At 39.1% G+C, this 19,979-nt stretch carries 19 protein-coding genes; 9 read left to right on the top strand and 10 right to left on the bottom strand.

What is annotated here, in order from left to right:
* The first annotated feature begins 171 nt into the window (after positions 1-171).
* A complete protein-coding gene (locus ACFQRG_RS17970) occupies positions 172-519 on the top strand; it encodes a CHY zinc finger protein (protein ID WP_380968672.1) in 348 nt (115 codons plus the stop codon).
* A 150-nt stretch (positions 520-669) separates the two neighbouring features.
* Positions 670-1,908 (top strand): MFS transporter, encoded by a 1,239-nt coding sequence (locus ACFQRG_RS17965; RefSeq protein ID WP_380968670.1) that lies wholly within the window; start codon positions 670-672, stop codon positions 1,906-1,908.
* Positions 1,909-1,951: 43 nt separating this feature from the next.
* On the opposite strand, the gene ACFQRG_RS17960 is transcribed toward ACFQRG_RS17965, so the two are convergent.
* Positions 1,952-2,077, bottom strand: a complete 126-nt coding sequence (locus tag ACFQRG_RS17960; protein ID WP_380968668.1) for a hypothetical protein — start codon at positions 2,075-2,077, stop codon at positions 1,952-1,954.
* 48 nt (positions 2,078-2,125) lie between these two features.
* The gene (locus ACFQRG_RS17955; RefSeq protein WP_380968666.1) at positions 2,126-3,721 is read right to left on the bottom strand and encodes an APC family permease; all 1,596 of its coding nucleotides are present in this window, start codon (positions 3,719-3,721) and stop codon (positions 2,126-2,128) included.
* Positions 3,722-3,946: 225 nt separating this feature from the next.
* Here ACFQRG_RS17955 and ACFQRG_RS17950 point away from each other — a divergent pair, with 225 nt between their 5' ends.
* Both ACFQRG_RS17950 and ACFQRG_RS17945 read left to right on the top strand, forming a co-directional pair.
* A complete protein-coding gene (locus tag ACFQRG_RS17950) occupies positions 3,947-4,357 on the top strand; it encodes an Rrf2 family transcriptional regulator (RefSeq protein WP_380968664.1) in 411 nt (136 codons plus the stop codon).
* A gap of 70 nt (positions 4,358-4,427) precedes the next feature.
* A complete protein-coding gene (locus tag ACFQRG_RS17945; protein ID WP_380968662.1) occupies positions 4,428-5,063 on the top strand; it encodes an NAD(P)-dependent oxidoreductase in 636 nt (211 codons plus the stop codon).
* A 130-nt stretch (positions 5,064-5,193) separates the two neighbouring features.
* Here ACFQRG_RS17945 and ACFQRG_RS17940 read toward each other — a convergent pair whose 3' ends face one another.
* Positions 5,194-6,627, bottom strand: coding sequence for a YfcC family protein (locus ACFQRG_RS17940; RefSeq protein WP_380968660.1), 1,434 nt, complete (start codon positions 6,625-6,627; stop codon positions 5,194-5,196).
* A 404-nt stretch (positions 6,628-7,031) separates the two neighbouring features.
* On the opposite strand from ACFQRG_RS17940, the gene ACFQRG_RS17935 reads away from it, so the two are divergent.
* Positions 7,032-8,519 (top strand): hypothetical protein, encoded by a 1,488-nt coding sequence (locus tag ACFQRG_RS17935; protein ID WP_380968657.1) that lies wholly within the window; start codon positions 7,032-7,034, stop codon positions 8,517-8,519.
* A 111-nt stretch (positions 8,520-8,630) separates the two neighbouring features.
* Here the strand turns inward: ACFQRG_RS17935 and ACFQRG_RS17930 are convergent, their stop codons facing one another.
* The 4 genes from ACFQRG_RS17930 to prli42 all read right to left on the bottom strand — a co-directional run bounded on the left by ACFQRG_RS17930 (position 8,631) and on the right by prli42 (position 11,654).
* Positions 8,631-9,173, bottom strand: a complete 543-nt coding sequence (locus ACFQRG_RS17930) for a DUF420 domain-containing protein (protein ID WP_380968655.1) — start codon at positions 9,171-9,173, stop codon at positions 8,631-8,633.
* A gap of 131 nt (positions 9,174-9,304) precedes the next feature.
* Positions 9,305-9,841 (bottom strand): peptide-methionine (S)-S-oxide reductase MsrA, encoded by a 537-nt coding sequence (msrA, locus tag ACFQRG_RS17925; RefSeq protein ID WP_380968653.1) that lies wholly within the window; start codon positions 9,839-9,841, stop codon positions 9,305-9,307.
* 223 nt (positions 9,842-10,064) lie between these two features.
* The gene (locus ACFQRG_RS17920) at positions 10,065-11,405 is read right to left on the bottom strand and encodes a D-serine ammonia-lyase (RefSeq protein WP_380968651.1); all 1,341 of its coding nucleotides are present in this window, start codon (positions 11,403-11,405) and stop codon (positions 10,065-10,067) included.
* Between the two features lie 153 nt (positions 11,406-11,558).
* A complete protein-coding gene (gene prli42 / locus ACFQRG_RS17915; RefSeq protein WP_380968649.1) occupies positions 11,559-11,654 on the bottom strand; it encodes a stressosome-associated protein Prli42 in 96 nt (31 codons plus the stop codon).
* A gap of 378 nt (positions 11,655-12,032) precedes the next feature.
* On the opposite strand from prli42, the gene ACFQRG_RS17910 reads away from it, so the two are divergent.
* The 3 genes from ACFQRG_RS17910 (at position 12,033) to ACFQRG_RS17900 (ending at position 14,679) form a co-directional block, all read left to right on the top strand.
* Positions 12,033-13,151 carry a tripeptidase T gene (locus tag ACFQRG_RS17910; RefSeq protein ID WP_380968647.1) on the top strand — a complete coding sequence of 373 codons (1,119 nt, stop codon included), beginning with the start codon at positions 12,033-12,035 and terminating at the stop codon, positions 13,149-13,151.
* A gap of 190 nt (positions 13,152-13,341) precedes the next feature.
* Positions 13,342-13,767: an OsmC family protein gene (locus ACFQRG_RS17905; protein ID WP_380968645.1), complete on the top strand. Its 426-nt coding sequence runs from the start codon at positions 13,342-13,344 to the stop codon at positions 13,765-13,767.
* A gap of 60 nt (positions 13,768-13,827) precedes the next feature.
* Entirely contained in the window at positions 13,828-14,679 is an 852-nt protein-coding gene (locus ACFQRG_RS17900; RefSeq protein ID WP_465270222.1) for a Cof-type HAD-IIB family hydrolase, read from the top strand.
* A gap of 299 nt (positions 14,680-14,978) precedes the next feature.
* Here ACFQRG_RS17900 and ACFQRG_RS17895 read toward each other — a convergent pair whose 3' ends face one another.
* Together ACFQRG_RS17895 and ACFQRG_RS17890 are read right to left on the bottom strand one after the other, a co-directional pair.
* Complete coding sequence (locus ACFQRG_RS17895) at positions 14,979-16,376, bottom strand: amino acid permease (RefSeq protein WP_380968641.1); 1,398 nt, start codon at positions 16,374-16,376, stop codon at positions 14,979-14,981.
* A gap of 133 nt (positions 16,377-16,509) precedes the next feature.
* Positions 16,510-16,857 carry a helix-turn-helix domain-containing protein gene (locus tag ACFQRG_RS17890; protein WP_380968639.1) on the bottom strand — a complete coding sequence of 116 codons (348 nt, stop codon included), beginning with the start codon at positions 16,855-16,857 and terminating at the stop codon, positions 16,510-16,512.
* 182 nt (positions 16,858-17,039) lie between these two features.
* Between ACFQRG_RS17890 and ACFQRG_RS17885 the strand changes: the two genes are divergently transcribed.
* On the top strand, positions 17,040-18,044 hold the full coding sequence (locus tag ACFQRG_RS17885) for an asparaginase (RefSeq protein WP_380968637.1): 1,005 nt from the start codon (positions 17,040-17,042) through the stop codon (positions 18,042-18,044).
* Between the two features lie 97 nt (positions 18,045-18,141).
* On the opposite strand, the gene ACFQRG_RS17880 is transcribed toward ACFQRG_RS17885, so the two are convergent.
* Positions 18,142-19,488: an MFS transporter gene (locus ACFQRG_RS17880; RefSeq protein WP_380968635.1), complete on the bottom strand. Its 1,347-nt coding sequence runs from the start codon at positions 19,486-19,488 to the stop codon at positions 18,142-18,144.
* Between the last annotated feature and the right edge of the window lie 491 nt (positions 19,489-19,979).

Genomic DNA, 19,979 nt, shown 5'->3' with positions numbered 1-19,979 from the left:
AAAACATGAAGAAGTAGAGGTAGTCTGTCCTTTTTGTGAAGGTACTATGCGACGAGCAAAAAAGAATCCCAAGTGATAAGGCTACACTTGGGAAGTAATTAAGTCGCGCTAGCGATTTTGTTCTTAGTACAATAGAGGAAGATAAAATTTTTCAGAAATGCAGGAGGTTTTATGAAGATTAAGGGACAAACGGTTTCGGGTGTTAATGTTGATAAGGAAACACGGTGCAAGCATTATCATACGGTGCGGGACATCATTGCGATTAAATTCAAATGTTGCCAAACATACTATCCTTGTTATGAATGCCATCAGGAATTGGCAGATCATCCGGCAGAAACTTGGGAAAGCTCAGAACATGGTACGAAGGCTGTTTTATGCGGGTCATGCGGGCATGAATTGACGATTAAAGAATATTTAGAATGTAATTCAAGCTGTCCAAAGTGTCATGCCAATTTCAACCCGGGATGCAGCAGGCATTACCATCTTTATTTCGGCTCCTCTAATTCAGCTGAAGAGTAACTAAAACTATTTGAACGTCCCTCACCCTGAAGCTTAAGGTGGGGGTATTTAAGTTTGAGAGATTTTACAAAATTTTAGATGAAGATTATAATTATTAGGCGGACTTTTCAGAAATAACAACAAACAAACCCACTATTTTTTTAAAAGGAGATGAAAACGTTGTCAACAGCAGAAACTGTACCAACAAACAAAAAAACGGCAATCAACGCACTGATTACTGTTGGACTGGCCTGGGCGTTTGACGCCATGGACTTTTCCATTCTGACGTTTGTTCTTATTGATATCGTCAGTGATTACCATGTGCCGTTAACAGCAGCTGCCGGTGTAGCTTCAGCGACAACCTTTGCCCGGCTTGGCGGCGGCTTCTTCGGCGGGCTTTTAGGCGATTTTTGGGGCCGGAAGATGAGCTTTATTGTTTCTATCTTTTGGTTTTCGGTGTTCGAGTTCTTAACTGGATTTTCCCTCGGCCTTACACTGCTTTATGTCGTTCGTGTACTCTATGGATTAGGCATGGGATCGATGTATGCCAGCGGAACCCCGATGTTGATGGAGATCGTGCCGACTAAGTGGCGCGGGATTGCTTCTGGAATTATGCAGTCAGGTTTTTCATTTGGTTACATATTTGCTGCTCTTATTTATCATTTTTGGTATTCAGCACTTGGCTGGCACAATTTGTTTTTTATTGCTTGTATACCTGCCGTCCTGGTTGCTTTATATGCCTGGTGGAAGTTGCCGGAATCCAGGGACTGGAAAGTAAATCGTCAACAGCAGAAGACTAAAGGCGTCCCCTTATCACGGCTCTTTACTAAAGGGCGAACATGGAATACGATTCATGCGGCTCTTATCTCTCTGATTGCGTTCGCGGTGACTTATCCTATCAATGTGTTTTACGCGACTTTGTTAAAGCAGGATGGCCATTTCAGTGCAGCTGTGGTGGCAAATACAATTATCTTACTTAATGTCGCCGGCATTATCGGTAATCTGATCGGCGGATGGCTATCGGATATTATTGGACGCAGATGGACGATTGTTCTGTCAGCTATTGGAACATTATTATGTTCATTTATGTTTCAAACTATTTCAAACGATCTTTTGCGTGACGTATTCACGTTCCTGATTGGGCTTTTCTCCATCGGCGGTGTTTGGGCAGCGATTCCAACTTATATCGCAGAACACTTCGATACGGGGGTCCGTTCGACTGGGCAAGGTACCACATACCATTTTGGTGCAGCAATAGGCGGTGCAGTTGTGCCGTTGATTGTTTCTTCTGTTGCACCATTTGTCGGCGGCTTGGCACACGCAATGACTTATGCAGTAGCCATTGCATCTATTTTAGCAATCATTTTAGCCTTCTTATGGAAAGAATCAAAAGGTATAGAATTAGAGTAACATGACGTCATTCCTTAAAGGTTTCAGAGGGATGACGCGGAATTTAATCATGTAAAAGCACCTGCCGTCCGGCAGGTGCTTTTACTTTATACGTTAGGAAAGTATAAATTGGCAGCAATGTAGCCAATTCGACGTAGGTGCCAATTTTAAGTTCCAAGTATAAGTGCATGTAAGCCTCTGTCTACGCCTTTCAGGCTTGCCAATCGGCAAGTTTTCTTTAGTTGGTTAGCTTTTCAGAATAATTTTTATCATTATTACCTTCATCCTCATCACTTTCAAACGCAGGATTCGGAAGGGCACTGGCGACACCCCAGTAAAATGAAACTAAAGATAATACAACAATAACGAGCTGATCCCATGGTGCAGGCAAAATGCCCTTTCCGCCAAATGTTCCAAGGTAACTGATAACAATCATAGCAATACAGTAAAAAATCAACCACCAACTCGCTTTAATTTGTTGACTGAAGGTAATATGAGATTTTTGAACAATATTTTTAGAAAAGAGATAGCCGATAAACATAACGATTTCAAGACCAATCAGCCAAGAAATGGTTTTCCATCCTGTCCAATAAACGATAAAAGATGCGATGACAAATGAAAGCGGACCAATAATAGCTATACCTTTTAACTTAAACGGACGATGCAGATCCATTGCAGTTCGCCTTAACGCGACCGCCGAAATCGGGATTAAAATATATGAAAGGACTGCAGCCGATGAGGCGACATTAATCAGTTTATCCCAAGATGGGAAAGGTGCTGTCCAAAAGACGGATAAAATAAAGGTAAACCAGAGTGAAGGACGCGGGACACCGGTCTTCGGATCTACTTTCGTAAATATTTTAAAGAACGTCCCATTTTTAGCCCAGGCAAAGACCCCTCTGGCCGTTGCGCCCATATAAATATTAGCAGTGCCCCCGGTAGAAAGGATTGCGTCGGCTAACATTGTGTTGGCAAGCCATGCTAATCCGAGTAAAACAGCCAGATCCGCAAACGGTGAACTGAATGATAATTTGCTCCATCCGTTGTTTACAATATGGCCCGGCAGTGCCCCGACAAATGCAAATTGCAGAAAAAGGTATAATATAGTTGCTAACCCAAGTGACAATAAGACAGCTAAAGGTATCGTCCGGCCCGGATTTTTTGCTTCTGAACCAAAAATAATCGGCTGCTGAAAGCCCATAAAAGCAAAAGCAATACCGGCTGTAGAAACAGCAGATTCAATGCCGCTGAAACCAAATGGTGCAAAGCCATGGGCATGGAAGTTTTCGGGACGAAGATGGGTGAGTAAAACAACAACTGTCATAATCGGAATAACGAACTTCAAAAAAGTAATGATTGAATTAACCTTGCCAAAAATATTAACACTCCAATAGTTTAAAAGAAAAAATATAACTAAAATAGCGAATTGAACAAACCAACCAAGGAGAGTCGGATTTGTTGCACCTAACGAAGGGAACCATTGACTGGCATAAGTGCGCATGCCTTCGACTTCAAGTCCCGGTACAACAGAGGTAGCAATAAAGAACATAAAACTTGAGAGGTATCCAAGAATAGGACCGTGAGAATAATTTGGATAGCGGACAAGTCCTCCTGTATGCGGCAACGCTCCTCCAAGTTCCGCACATACTAATGCTAGAAGTCCTATGGCAATGGCGCCAAGAATCCATGAGATCGACGCCGCCGGTCCGGCATAAGTAGCCGCAATTTGTGAGGAAAATAACCATGCGGAACCAATGATAGATCCCAAACCAAGAAGCGTTAAATCCACAACATTTAATTTTCTTTTAAAACTGCCTTGTTTCTCTAAACTCATATCTAGAATGCAACACCTTTCCTTCTTTTAAAAGTTTTTACAAATAAAGTTCAATCGTTAATGATATTCAGTGATTGTTCGTTTATTCGCATGATATTTAATATTCACGAAAACAGGTGCTAAGTCCTTTTTATCAATAAAAAAAATAATGGAATAGAGCATTTAAACCATGAGTATTGACAAAATGATAAGTTGTAATTAAGATAGTTACAGGTGGTGAGAGAAGTGGTAAATAGTCGTCTTGCTGTTGCCATTCATATCCTTTCTTTAATTGCTCAGAACCCTCATGAACAAATGACTTCGGATTATATTGCGGCAAGCGTTAATACAAATCCGGTAGTTATCCGCCGTATTATTGGCATGTTAAAAAAAGCCGGATTATTAAAAACTCATCCCGGGGCTGCAGGGACGTTTTTGGCTAAAGATCCATCAGATATTTCTTTACTGGACGTTTATCGTGCTGTTCAAACGAAAGATGAATTATTTGCGATTCATGAGCAGCCCAACCCGAATTGTCCTGTTGGCAAAAATATTCAATCAACACTTAACGAAACGTTTCATGATGTCCAAAAGGCAATGGAAAATGAATTGGCGGGCAAATCGATAAAAGACATATTAGATCATCTCTTTATATAGAAGAGAGGTCTTTTTTCACCCCTAACATGTAACTGAGATTGTTACAATTAAAAACAGGAGGCAAGAATTAATGAAAATAGGAGTTATCGGAGCAACTGGTAAGGCGGGCAGCCGTATTTTAAAAGAAGCTGTAAATAGGGGACATGACGTGACAGCAATCGTAAGACATGCATCAAAAATAACTGATAAGAATACAGAGGTGCTGGAAAAAGACGTATTTAACCTAACTTCAGAAGACTTAAAGTCATTTGATGTCATTGTTAATGCATTTGGCGCTCCGGCTGGCCAGGAACATTTGCATGTTGATGCTGGCAGAGTACTCATTCAAGCATTGAAGGAAGCTCCTAACACAAGATTAATCGTTGTAGGAGGTGCCGGCAGCCTTTTCGTAGACGAAGAAAAAACAACACGAGTAATGGAAACGCCTGAATTTCCTAAAGAATTTCTTCAAACTGCGCAAAACCAGGGAAAGAACTTAGAAGACTTACAACAATCTAATTCTATTAGTTGGACATTTATAAGTCCTTCAGCCATTTTTATGCCGGGAAAAAGAACTGGATCATATAAAACAGGCAAAGATCATTTACTAGTTAACTCAATAGGTGAAAGCTATGTCAGTATGGAAGATTACGCTATCGCTGTTGTGGATGAAATTGAAAAACCCGAGCATTTGAATAAAAGATTTACAGTTGTATCGGAAAAATAATTAAAATAGGCTGTGAACGCCTGTTAGTGGTTCACAGCTTTTTTAAATTTCAGTTAAAGATATTAAGTAAGAGGAAGAGACTTTTCGATTTTTTACTTATAAAATATTTTTAATAATGGGTAGAAAAATATCAATACGGTCCCCAATGAATCATGACACCTATACAGATAAATACCAATCCGATGACAAACCAGATTAAAGCAAGAGGTGCCATAAACCGTACCCATTTTACATATGGAATGCCGCTAGCTGCAAGAACCCCCATCAAAACACCGGATGTTGGGTTGATACAATTCACAACGCCTTCTCCGAGCATGACGGCTTCTACCGCTACTTGTCTGGTAATATGCATAAGATCGGAAAGCGGTGCCAGTATAGGGATAAAGACTACCGATTCACCGGATCCTGAAGAAATAAGGAAGTGCAGCAGCGCGCTGGAAATGTACATTCCGACAGCACCGAATAGAGCACTGTGACCGTGAAGCAGATTAGCAAGTGCATTGACAATTGTATCGAGCAGTTTCCCATTCTGGAGAATGATAGAAATACACCGTGCCATACCAACGATTAGCGCCCCATAGACCAGACGCTGACAGCCTGATAAAAAAGTCCTGGCGATATCATTAGATTTTAAACCGCCAATAAGGCCAGCTGCAATAGCTATAAAAATAAATGTGCCTGCCATTTGGGGATCGCTCCACTTTAACCATAAAGCACCTGCGAGAAAGCCGACAAGTGAAAGTCCTGTTAACGACAGGATAAGTTTGTGCCGAATAGTAAAGGCAACAGATCCCTGATCATTTTCCTCTTCACTAAGTAAGGCCTTGCTTGGAAACCAGTCCTGACCAAGAATACTGGCATCATCGGACTTTTTTAACTTGCGAACGTACCTGTAAATATAGAAAATAGTTGCCAAAAGAAAGCAGATATAAATAGCCAGACGCAGACCTATTCCAGAGAAAAGCGGAAGCTGAGCTATTTTTTGAGAAATACCTAAAGGAGTAGGTGATAGAATTGTAGCGTTAAACCCGGCATAAGCACCAAGATATACGACGGCGGCTCCTACAATTGCGTCCCATTTAAGAGATCGGGCAACGATAATCCCTATAGGGATAAACCCAATAACAGAGTTAACAACAATGCCAGTTGTTCCAAGAATTGAAAATAATGCACCTACGACGCAAATAAACAATAATTGCCGCGTGCGAAATTTACTTATGACATTATGAATTAATCCGTTAATAGACCCTGTTTTTTCAAGAATGGCTATGGTTCCGCCGGTAAATAATATTAAAAAAATGATTGACGCCGCATCAATCATACCGGCTTCAATAGATGTGAAAAATTCTATAAAGCCGACTGGTGAGTGAGCAACAGAGTGATAGCTGCCCGGAACAGCTGTAGTAATAGATCCTTTTACAACCCGCTTAAATTCTCCTGCCGGAACAAAATACGTTGCAATGGCGCAAACTAAAGCAACCATAAATAGCAAAACATACGCATCCGGCATACCGATTTTAAATTTTTTCTTCTTAAGAGTTTTTGGTTCAGTTTGTGTGCTCATTATGACCCCCCTTTTTCATTTCGTAACAGTTTTGATTGATATAAAGAAAATTTTGAATATTATCTTTATATTGGTAAAATTATAATCAATGTTCATCTTCAAATCAATACTTTTTTCTACATTATTTTATACCCTCCTCAAATTAACGTTCTCAGCATTTTCAATAACTCTGCCATTGTAAGATATACAACCGGATAGTGCTTTAGGTTTGTTCCTTTTGGAGGAAGAATGTCAAATTACGTCTAAATTTAGGAAAAAAGGGTGAAGTGAAGACATTTAAAAAACTATAACATTATTAGTATAAAGATATATAGGTATAAAGAGAGGGGAATTATGTGATTAATAGGAATATCTTTTTTTGTTTTAAAAAAAATAGTTTTGTTTATTATGGGATAATCATAGCTTTGTTTGCTTTGATTATTTTTGTGTCTAAACCGACATATGCCATGTCACCGCCTCCTTCAAGTAAAAGCTACTATATGAATACTGTTGATACTGATACGCTTTATAACATGGGATATCAAAAAGGGCAGGAAGATAATCAGACACCAGGTACACAGAACAGCATTATCATCCTTGATTTCGGGAGTCAAACAAAAAGCTCGGACAGCGGACCTTCATTGTTTGGAGGACCGGATGCCTCTATAAAAGAAGTAGAGAATGCGGTTGAGGCATACTCAAAGGGATATTGGAAAGGGACAGGCTCTGATAACAAATCAACGATTCATTTAGTTGTAGGGACAAATAATTCCAGTCAAGAGACTTATTCGAATGGAAAGGCTTGGGCGGAGATGGTTAACGATATTGCAAGCTATAATACCGACCATTCTTACTCTGACCAGGTCATTTTAGACGGCGGAAATGATATGGAACCAAATTTTAACAGCGTGAGTGCTACGAAAGATTGGGTGGATGGCTATGCTTCGGCATACCGTTACTTTTTATATAATTATGGCAGTGCCGATGGTTGTCCGGCTGAAGAAAATCCAACAGGGTCGGGTAATGGAACGTGCAGCAATGATTGGACACAAGATGATATTTATCAAATCTCGTGGGGTGCGGCACCAACGTTAGCCATACCTGAAATCTATAACGAATCCGGAACAACGGCAAGACAATGGCAGAACATCAGTAAGTATGCAGCCAAACATTATAAAGGTATGCAATTGAAGGGAGCTCTTACCCAGGACGGCGCATGTACCCAATCTGGCAATAGCTGTATAGCCGGGACGGATAATAAGCCTGATCAAGGTTGGCAGCAATTATATGATCAGCTTAATAAAGATCCGGATACCCAACAGTCTGAACTTCCATATTCTACAGATATCACTTGGAGGAATGATGAACCATCTGCGCAAAGTCAAGACACAGCTGTAAAATCAGCTTCTGCCGGGGAACCTTCTTATTCTGAACAAAGCAGTGACATTCCTTTGCCGCCGGTAAAGCAAGCTATTGTTAACAGACATCTAAAAGACATGCAACAAGCAATCAATAATCATAGACTGAAAAGCCTTGTTAAATCGATTCCGGATATCATCCAGCACGACAAAAAATGGACGACGAAAATTCTTTCACATATTGATGATCCGCTTAATTACCATCAGATTAACTTTACTAATGGCTGGAGAGGGACCGGCCAAAATGGTCAAAGTAAAGGGAAGTACTCGACCGTTGAAGCAGGTGCACTTAAAAATGACCCAAAACAGGGAGTTATAGTTGTTCATCAATTAAACGATAAACGTATACTTATGAATGAAAAGGTAATTAAAACACCGGGCAAACATGGCGCAGTCAAGGTACTTGATCAACAAGGGAATAATCTTATTCTAAAAGCTAAAGATGGTTATAAATGGATTTTTGACACTGTTACAGGAAAATTTGAAGCCTTTTAACTTTTCTATTTCTGAAGAAACCCGCGTAATAGAAATGAAAAACCTCTCTGTTGTAAAAGGACAGAGAGGTTTTTCCATATTCTTATTATTTGTTTTAAATTAGAGCGATGATTAATGATAATATGGGGAAATCATCAGATAAACAATAACCCCTGTCAAGCTGACATACAGCCATAACGGCATTGTCCAGTGAGCCCATTTTTTATGTCTTTCTGTTTTCATCTGGAATCCCCATGTTAGAGTAAACAATGCCAGAACAACAATAATCGGTGCTAATATGATATGTGTAATTAACACGAAAAAGTAAATATACTTCAGTATTCCGCCGCCGGCATAATGTGTGTCAGGGGCAAGTGAATGATAAATAAGATAAGAAATCAGGAACAAGGCTGTTGTTGTAAACGCCGCAAGTATAAAACGTTTATGCATTTTAACATTTTTCTTTATGATAAAGAAAAGAGCCACCAACAAAAATATAAAGGTAAATGAATTGAAAATTGCATTCAATCTCGGAAAAATGGTGAGATCAAAAGGGATATTTTTGTGATGCTTGGGCATTAAGAACAAAACAGCGATAATAACGTTTACGACAATCGCAAATAAAATAATTGCCGGAGCGTAATTTCTATCCTTCATTGAACGCTTTTCACTCATAATCATCTTCCTCGCTAATATTTCTTCTTAAATCATTGTAACATCGTCTCTAGCAAACCAAAAGTTACAGAGTGATGAAACATTGTTGAGGAAATGTTCGTGAAATTAAAATAAGAAAGTCCTGATAGTTTTTATCGCTTTTTCCAATGCTTCTGAATAAAGTCATTGCGTCCCGATTCTTTGCGCTCCTTAGCGTATTTATCAGGGTTCTTTTTATAAAAATGCTGGTGGTATTCTTCAGCTGGATAAAAAGCTGATGCCGGAAGAATTTGAGTCACGATCGGTTTATTGAAACGTCCGCTTTTTTCTATTTCGGCTTTTGAAGCTTCGGCTAATGCCTTTTGCTTATCGTTATGATAAAAAATAGCGGTTCGATATTGGCTGCCCCTGTCAAAAAATTGTCCGCCGTCATCTGTTGGATCTATTTGCGGCCAATAGAGCTCGAGCAGTTTTTCATACGGAAAAACGGAAGGGTCGAACGTAATTTGTACAACTTCATAATGACCTGTTTTTCCCGTACACACGTCTTCATAGGTTGGATTTTCAGTGTGACCGCCTGAATAACCGGAAATGACTTTATGAATACCCGGGAACTCATCAAACGGTTTTACCATGCACCAAAAACAACCGCCTGCAAAGGTTGCTAGTTCATACTGTTTTTCTTCCATTAACATAATTCCTTTCGTCTGATCTGTAATTAATACAGTAGCATAAGCTATTAAGCTATGGCAATTGAAAGATTTTAAAATAATCTCGTTTTTAAGTTGTGATTTGTTATTAAAGAAAGGCTTTTTAATTGAATAAAAATTATCTCAATTACAGGTAACCCCCGAATTGTAACTAATGTTAAATTCGGGGATCTCTGTTGACAGCAAAATGCATAAACAACGACTATTTTAAGCCTTTCCGATAATATTCATTCATCATTTCTTCAGGAACCATGCTTCCGCCGGTATCCCAAATAATATGTGTGCCTTGATCTATTTTTTCTATTATATGATGTTTCGTCAAATAATCAGTTTGATTACAGAGCAATTTAATTGGCCCTATCATGCCTGCAAGCGCAGAAGGTTCCAAGCGGATGTCTTCTGTATCCACCAATGCTTTTAGAAGCTGATACAAATGGGCGTCACTGACAGTATAAATGCCGCTTAGAAAAGGCTCTATCGCTTTACTCACAAATCCTGACGGCCTTCCGACAGCAAGGCCGTCGGCGTCTGTTACATTATCAATGCCGACATCTTGTACAGAAATTTGATCATGAAGTCCAGTCATTAAGCCCAGCAGCATACAAGGAGAGTGAGTCGGTTCTGCAAAGAAACAGTGAACATGGTCTTGAAACAATAATTTCAAACCAAAAGATACGCCTCCTGGACCGCCGCCAACGCCGCATGGCAGGTAAACAAACAATGGATGATTTTTATCTATCGTTATCTCTAAGTCTTCTAATTGTCTCTTCAACCGTGAAGCTGCGACAGCGTATCCCAAGAATAGGTTGCTGGAATTTTCATCATCAACGAAGTAACATTTCGGATCTTTATTGGCCTGTTTACGGCCCTCTTCAACCGCTTTACTGTAATCTGCTTCATATTCAATAACGTTGACATTTTTACTTCGCAGCAAGTCTTTTTTCCATTGCTTCGCATCGGCTGACATATGTACAGTTACATTAAAACCTAATTTTGCGCTCATGATTCCAATGCTGAGTCCTAAGTTTCCTGTTGAGCCCACCGCAATTGAATATTGTGAGAAAAAGCTTCGAAACCTGTCGCTATCCATAACCGAATAATCGTCTTGTAAAGTTAACATTTGATGTTCGAGGGCTAATTCTTCTGCATGTTTCAGAACCTCATAAATGCCTCCTCTTGCTTTAATAGATCCAGAAATGGGGAGGTGGCTGTCGCATTTTAACATCAATTCACCTGAAATAGGCTGTTGATACGCTTGTTCCAAGTAATTTTTCATTGAAGGTATTTTGACTAAAGGGGATTCAATAATGCCATTTGTATTTTCAGTTTCAGGGAAGACCTTTGCGATATACGGTGCAAAACGTTTCAACCTCTGCTCTGCATCTGTTACATCCTCTTGAGTAACAGGTGATTTTTCAATGCCCGATTGAAAACTTTCAAAATTAGAATTAAGCCAAAATACCTCCTCAAGCGAAGTAAGCTTTTTTAGTAATGGGTATTGGCTTTTCAACTGTTGGATATCAATATTTTTAGAATCCTTCATTATATTTCCTCCAAGATAAAGTGTTATCCACAGTTCACAGGGTCAGACCCCCAAAAAAGGGATGTAGTTCCGGATGAAGACCGCCTTCCATGACAGAACGCGGCATAGTTGGAAAAAGTAAAAGACTGGAGGCTTTTCCTTCAGTCTTTTTAATCATGAAAAAATAGCTGCAAACGCAGAAGAAACAGTAGTTAATATCAGTGCCAAAAGCATGATAAAAATAACGATCTTAAAAGTTTTACGAGGCATACTTTCCCTCCTAAAAGAAATAAAGAATTTTAACAGCCAGAGGTTATTTTATATCACTTACATTTTAATTTATGGATAATGAAAAAATTTTTAAGATCTTTTTTCATTTTATAAAGATTGGTCTCGTAAGACAAGTTTTTTTAAATGATAAGCAGATTTGTTACGTTTTTGTGGATACTAAATAGGGTAAAAGAATTAAGGGCGGTGATGGATTAACAGATAAGGTCATCCTTTTTAAAGCTGCATCTGTTATACCATTGTCGAAAATTTAAATGCTATTGATAATTCTCCTAGTAAGGGAGCTATAACTCATTATGGTAAAATGAAAATGCAGCTAATTATCAAGATTTTATTGCATACATAGAAAGGTGATATTTTATGGTTAATGAAGAAAGACTGGTCAATGAATTTATGGAACTTATCCAGATTGATTCGGAAACTGGGGAAGAAGAAGAAATTTCTAAAGTATTAAAAGAAAAATTTTTAAGCCTTGGCTTAAAAGTCGAGGAAGATAACGCTAAAGAAATAACAGGCCACGGCGCAAACAATCTGGTTTGCACGCTCGAAGGAACAGCTGATGGCGATACGATTTATTTTACATCGCATATGGATACGGTTGTTCCCGGCAAAGGCATTAAGCCTTCTATTCAAGATGGTTATATCGTATCTGACGGCACAACCATTTTAGGTTCAGATGACAAAGCAGGTCTTGCTGCTATGTTTGAAGCCATTCGTATTATTAAGGAAAATAATATTCCTCACAGCACCATCCAATTTATTATAACTGTAGGAGAAGAATCAGGGCTTGTTGGTGCTAAGGCCTTGGACACTAATCTTGTTAAAGCAAAATATGGCTATGCTCTTGATAGTGACGGTCCGGTCGGGGACATTATTACAGCTGCGCCAACACAAGCAAAAGTTAATGCAAAAATTTACGGCAAAACAGCTCATGCTGGCGTAGAGCCTGAAAAAGGTATCTCTGCTATCAGCATCGCCGCCAAAGCAATTACAAAAATGCCGCTCGGACGAATTGATAAGGAAACAACAGCGAATATCGGCCGTTTTGCAGGCGGTAAACAAACTAATATTGTATGCGATTATGTTGAAATCTTTGCAGAAGCCCGCTCACTTGTCCAAGAGAAAATGGAAGCTCAAGTAGATAAAATGAAAAAAGCATTTGAAGAAACTGCGGAAGAAAAGGGCGGACGCGCGGAAGTTGACATTGAAGTTGCTTACCCGGGCTTTAAATTCAATGACGGGGATCACTTAGTCGAAATTGCAAAACGGGCCGCGAAAGCCATTGACCGTGAACCAAGGTTATTAGAAAGCGGCGGGGGCAGCGACGGCAATGTGATTGCCGGGCATGGCATTCCAACGGTTAACCTTGCAGTAGGTTACGAAAATATCCATACAACCAACGAAAAAATGCCGATTAAAGAACTTTGCAAAACAAGTGAAATGGTGTTGGCAGTTATTAAGGAAGTAACGAAAGCTTAATATATGGGGTTGTTTCCGATTGAAATGTAATTTTAGCCCCTGAAGAAGCAGATTGTTTTGTTTTATAGCTGATAGAGTTATTACAGAACAAGGAAAAACAAAGAAATATTTCTCTAATCCAGAAAAGGAACGTGCAAAAAAGGTTCTTCGAAATATATAAGGAATCAATCTAATGTAAAGAGGGATACAGATGAAGGTACTGACAACATGGAATGGAAAGCGCGCCTTTACTGCTGTCGGGGATTCTGGGTATGAAATAAACTTAGATGCAACCGAAGCATATTTCGGAGAAGGAAAAGGTGTTACACCAACAGAAATGCTATTAGCGTCTGTAGCCGGATGCATTGGTATAGATGTAACGATGATTTTAAGACACCACCTCTCTTCAATTGAAAAATTAGTAATAGAAACAGACGGTACACGAAAAGATGAATTGCCAAAAGGATTCACTTCCATTGATGTTACTTTTATTATAGATGGCACCATTGATAGTAAGCGCGTTTGGAGAGCTATTGACCTTGGCAAAGAAAAATATTGTGCTGTATCAGATTCATTAAAAGCAAATATAACATTCCATCTTATTTTAAACGGTGAAGAACAATCGAGGATGGAGTAGTCTTGGGATACAGGAGCTATGACACCCTTTATAGTCAATATGAAGAAAGTTGGGAATAAGTTGAAACTGATTGCGCTTGATATGGACGGTACATTGCTGTCACCTGAAAAACACATTTCACAAGAAAATATTAATGCCATTAAGAAAAAACAAAGTCAGGGAGATATTGTAATGATATGCTCCGGACGTGCTCCTGAGGATATTAAACAAATTCTTAACAAATACGGTCTTGATTGCCCGTTAGCAGGCAGTAACGGAACGGTTTTAGAAATAGACAGTAAGATATTGGAAAGTGTGTCGATGAACCGGGAGGACGTAGAAGAAATAGCACAGAAATTAGATAATGAACAGATCCCTTATTTTATCTATACAAATCAAGGAATATTCGCACCGGATGATTGGTCAGACCGAGTCGCGGATATACTCGAACATACTGAAGATTTAACAGAAGATGCAATAAATGATATTAAAAATGTCACTGAAAAGCCATATCGTTCAAGCTTGATACAATTCTTTTCAAATTTAAATCATTTATTTTTGAAAGACCATATAGCTTTCAATAAATTTTTTATTCTCACTTATAATAAAACGATTAAGGAAAAATTAACGTCATTATTAAGCCGGATTCCGAATATCACCATAACAACCTCGGGTCCAACCAACATTGAGATTATGCATAAGGATGGTCATAAAGGCAGCGGACTTAAAAAAGCTGCTGAGTACTATAATATTCCTTTAGCTGATACAGTTGCAATTGGAGACAGTTATAACGACATTCCTATGCTGGAAATTGCCGGGCTTTCTATAGCAATGGCAAATGCAGATAATAAGGTGAAAAATATATGTAATAAGATTACTTTGTCTAATTCGGAAAATGGCGTATCCCATGCTTTGAATAAGCTTGTGGAATAAGCGGTATCTGTTAAATTAAGCAGCAGATTAAGTAAGGGATCATTGGAAAGCTATAAAAAACATTAAAAAATGAACTTGTTTGTGGTGTTGAATTTCATAAAGGATGCTTATAGATCCAAAAAACCAGATAAAACTATTAGGCCGCTTAAATACGGAGCTATTCCCGTAACAAGCGGCCTGTTTCAAACTTAATTAAATTGCGGCAGGGTATCGTCAGGAAAATTAGATCTTAACTTAAAGAAAGTCCAATTTTAATAATAATACATCATAATTGCTTTACTCAATGTTAAATCTGATTTTTACGAAACAGCTTCATCATCTTTTTGAATATCAGCCATATCTGCCGATACACGCTTACCTATTCCAAATGCGTAATAACTAATGACTATGATAGCCAGAAAACAAATCCCAACGATTAGCGATATACGAGTGTCATGATTAAACCACATACCGATTAATACCATAATTAAGAAAGCAATGGTTAAGAAGTTTGTCAAAGGTGCAAAAGGCATTTTAAATGGATGATGGTCCATTTCAGATCCTTTTATTTTTCTGAAGCGAATTTGACTGATCAGAATAACAAACCACGGAACCATGCCGGGAAGTACACTTGCACTGTATACATATACAAATAAATTTTGGGGAGCAATATAGCTTAAAATAACGCCGATTGCCAAACCGACCAGAACACCAATTGTACCGAGCAAAGGCACACCGTTATGAGACAGTTTCGTAAAGAATTTAGGTGCTTGTCCATTGATTCCCAATGTATAAAGCATACGTCCTGCACTGTAAATGCCGCTATTACAGCCGGACATAGCAGCTGTGATGACAACAAAGTTAATAATTCCAGCCGCAGCTGTTATACCAACTTTGGCAAAAGTTGCGACAAACGGACTGCCGATTGAACCTAGCTGATCCCAAGGGTAAACAGATACAATAATAAAAATTGCGCCAATGTAGAAGATTAAAATACGCCAAATGATACTTTGAATCGCTTTGGTTAGCGTTTTTTGCGGATTTTTTGCTTCACCAGCTGTAATCCCAATGAGTTCGACACCTTGATAAGCCGCAACAACTAAAGATAGAGCAAAGAAGAACCCTGACCATCCGCCTGTGAAGAAGCCGCCGTGTTTCCAAAGGTTGGATAATCCGATCGCGTCTCCTCCGTTGCCAAATCCGAAGAAAATAAGACCCAGCCCGGCCGCAATCATCAGTATAATTGTAATAATTTTAATCATTGCAAACCAAAATTCAAATTCACCAAATGATTTAACAGAAATTAAGTTTGCTGCACCGAGTATAATCATAGCAATGACCCCGGGTATCCAGGCAGGTAAATCCGGAAACCAATACTGCATGTATGTTCCAACTGCAATAATTTCCGACATCCCTACAATAACCCATTGAAACCAGTTACTCCATGCGGTCATATAGCCTGCCAATGGATGTATATACTTATGGCCAAATGTCGCAAATGAACCGGTACTTGGCTCTAAATACAGCATTTCTCCCATCGCACGCATGATTAAAAATATAAATATCCCTGAGATTGCATAAGCCAGCATGACAGAAGGACCTGTCCATTGGATTGTACTTGTTGATCCCATAAATAAACCAACGCCAATTGTACCGCCCAAGGCAATCATCTGAATATGACGATTTTTTAAGCCCCTATTCAAATCTTTGTTTGCCATTTCATTTCCTCCTACATCATAGTTGTCTATATTTCAAGAAAAATACCAGTACCTCATTGTTTTCATGAACGAAATGACAGGCAGCGTCATATTTTTCAACCTATCTTAATATTTCGGGACGATTATTAAAAATTTAAATGTCCCGGTTTGTTTGCAGTTCACGTTTCGTCCGGGTAAAAGCGATGAAATCATATAATTCCTCTGTTGTTAAAGGATTTTTATCTAAAGAGAGAACAAATTCCTTTGAATCCAATAATTCAGTCAATTCAAGTTTCATCTCCTGTTTGTCATCGGTTCGATTCAAAATATAATCAACCGTTGTACCAAACAAATTTGCGATTTGCATCAAAGCCTGCAAAGAAGGCTCCCTGTATCCGGATTCGTACCCTGCATATGTGCTTTTTGCGATTCCGAGATGGTCGGCAGTTTCCTGCAAAGACCATTTTCTGCTTTTTCTAAGATTCACTAGTCGTTGTAGCACTGTATCCCTGCTCCCCATGTTAATCTTCTTTAATTATAGCATGCGTAGCCTTTATATGAAAGAAAAAGTACGCGTATTGAATACAGATGTTGATTTATAATAATCATTAAACTTATAATAAATTATATTTGTTTGCATTATGCGTACGGGAAAGAAAATACATTTGAATGGGAAGATGAGCGATGAAGAAATTATTATTGATTGCGACAGGCGGTACAATAGCATCTGTCAAAGGAGAGAGAGGCCTTGCACCCGGCTTGTCCGCGGAGGAGCTGCTGGAGCATTTCCAAACCTCAACAGAATCAGTTGAAATAACTTGTGAAATTCTTATGAACAGGGACTCAACAAACATGCAGCCGGAACATTGGGCTGAAATAGCTGAAGCGATTATTCGAAATTACGATCAATACGACGGGTTTGTCATTACTCACGGCACCGATACACTCGCATATACTTCGGCGGCATTATCCTATATGCTGCAAGGTTTACAAAAGCCTGTTATCATAACGGGATCGCAAGTGCCGATCAGCTTTAAAAAAACAGATGCAAAAAAGAATGTTGCCGATGCACTGCGCTTTGCCCGTGAAGATATAGGCGGTGTCTTTGTTGTGTTTGATGGACGGGTGATCATCGGTACAAGGGCTGTCAAAATGAGAACGAAAAGCTACGATGCTTTTGAAAGCATCAATCATCCATATGTTGCATATATCGACAGGGGGGAAGTTCGGTATAATTTAAAACCTGTTTCTTCTTCCGGCAAACTTCAATGGAATACCAGCTTGTGCCCGGATGTGTTCCTCATGAAGCTGTATCCGGGAACCAAACCGGAGATCTTTGATTGCTTAAAGGGTTTATATAAAGGTGTGATCATTGAAAGTTTCGGAAACGGCGGATTGCCTTTTGAAGGCCGAAATCTGTTGGCAAAGGTCGAAGAACTTACGAAAGCCGGCATTGCCGTAGTGATAACCACCCAATGCTTAGAAGAAGGTGAAGATTTGCTTCTTTATGAAGTAGGGCGCAAGGTAGCGCAGCACCGCGTTATTGTCTCCGGTGATATGAATACAGAGGCCATCGTTGCTAAATTAATGTGGGCTTTGGGACAAACCAAATCTATGGAAGAAGTTAAGAAAATTGTAGAAACGCCTTTGGCAGGGGATATGACTCCCGGATTTGAAATAGAAGAATAATTGTAAATAAAGTCCATAGTGCATAGTTAAAAATAAGACCTTCCTTTAGCACATCAGTGCCGCTTAGGGAGGTCTCTTTTTACTATGGATAATAGGACTATTTAACAGTGCTTGCTTCATTCAATGTTTTATTTTTTGTTTCTTCCGCCATAAAGATACAAACGATTAGTCCGGCAAATGTAACGATAGCACCTATAATCATTGTCGGCCCGATACCTAGATCTTGTAACGAAACAGGGAACAGGTAAGTACCAAGAAAAGCACCAATACGGCTGATAGACGTTACAATACCTATGGCTGTTCCTCGTATTTCAGTCGGGAAAAGTTCGTTAGGTGCGAGCCACTCCATCACATTCGGGCCTCCGGAAAAGACAGCGTAGAGAATAAAGCCCGTCATAATGAACCCTAAAGGCCCATTCGGGAATAGACCTAACAATAAGATACCAAGTGTCATGACCGCAAAGCATGTAATCATCATAGGTCTGCGTCCCATTTTGTTAACAAGGAATAATGCCGGAATACAGCCAATTAAGAATAAGAGGCTAATAACAGCTGACCCGTATCCTGTAGAGCCTTGAAATAGATGGTATGTTTTTAACATTTCAGGACCGAATGTAAGCATGGCAAACGTCGGCGCCACTTGGAACGTATAAAATAGACTAATATACAGAAGACGTTTTAAATAACCCTGAGAAAATACCTTAAGGAAACTTGTTTCTTTCTCTTCAGCTCCGGGCGGGACAATATCTTCAACTGAAGCTTTTTCGCCATAAACCTTTTTAACCACCCTATTAGCGTCTTTTTTACGCCCTTGATTCAATAACCATCGCGGCGATTCCGGTGTTCCGAGTCTTAGCAAAACAAGAATGACGGCCGGAACAGCACTGCTGGCAAGCATCCATCGCCAAGCATCAGGACCGATGTTCAACATCCATACACCGACTATATAAGCCACAGTTGAACCAACATAATATGCAACGAGGGTGACACCAAGCATTGCCCCGCGGTGTTTACGCGGAGAGAATTCAGCTAAAAGTGATGTGGCAATAGGATAATCTGCGCCTACAGCTATACCAAGGATAAGTCTTAAAATAAAAAGCTCAACACCATTTTGAACCCAGAATTGTAAAATAGAACCGACGATTAAAACGATGAAATCCAGGGTGTACATGAGCTGTCTTCCTATTTTATCTGTAAGGTATCCTAAAAAGCCGCCAATAAAAATACCTAATAATGCGGAAGCGCCGATCAAACCGCTCCAAACAGCACTTAAATGGAGTTGAGGAGTAATCTGCGTTAAGGCCATTCCTATAATACTCAGGATATACCCATCTAAAAATGGTCCCCCAGATGAGTAAAGTGTCAGGCGTTTATGAAAGGGCGTAAACCCTGCATCTTCAACATAATTCTTTCTTTTACCTTTTTTTGAATGCAAATGGATCATCCCCTTACTTGTTGTATAGACTCTAATGTTTATTATTTTGCAGCGCCAAAGTATTTTTCATTCTTTTTGACTAAATACAAACAGATCCTTTATTTAAACTTCCCAAGAAATTTTTTAAAATAGTATTTAGAAAATTTAAAAAGGGTACTTGAAAACATTTCATTCGAATGGTATGATTTTTCAAAAGAACAAAAAAGGAACGTCGTTGTTCATTATGAAACAAATTCCACAGGATATAGATTTGTTTTTTTACAGAATCATAGAAACGGTGTTCCTTAATATGCAACATCGGGAGGTGGCAGTCATAATCAGTAATAGAGAGAAACGAAAAGGGGGGAAAACTAAGGTAGCCCTGCTAGCAACGGTTTAATAAAGAAATCGTTTAGTTCATCATCTGTCGCTTAGCTAATCCATAGCACATAACTTTACGAAAATAAGAAGGGTTTAGATGGGTACTTTATGAAAGCGATACCATTGGTGTGGTCATTTTT

This window comes from Scopulibacillus cellulosilyticus (assembly GCF_042665295.1).
GTDB classification, from domain to species: domain Bacteria; phylum Bacillota; class Bacilli; order Bacillales; family Sporolactobacillaceae; genus Scopulibacillus_A; species Scopulibacillus_A cellulosilyticus.
The sequence above is the reverse complement of the archived record's forward strand: the minus strand, read 5'-3'. Positions and strand labels throughout refer to the sequence as shown.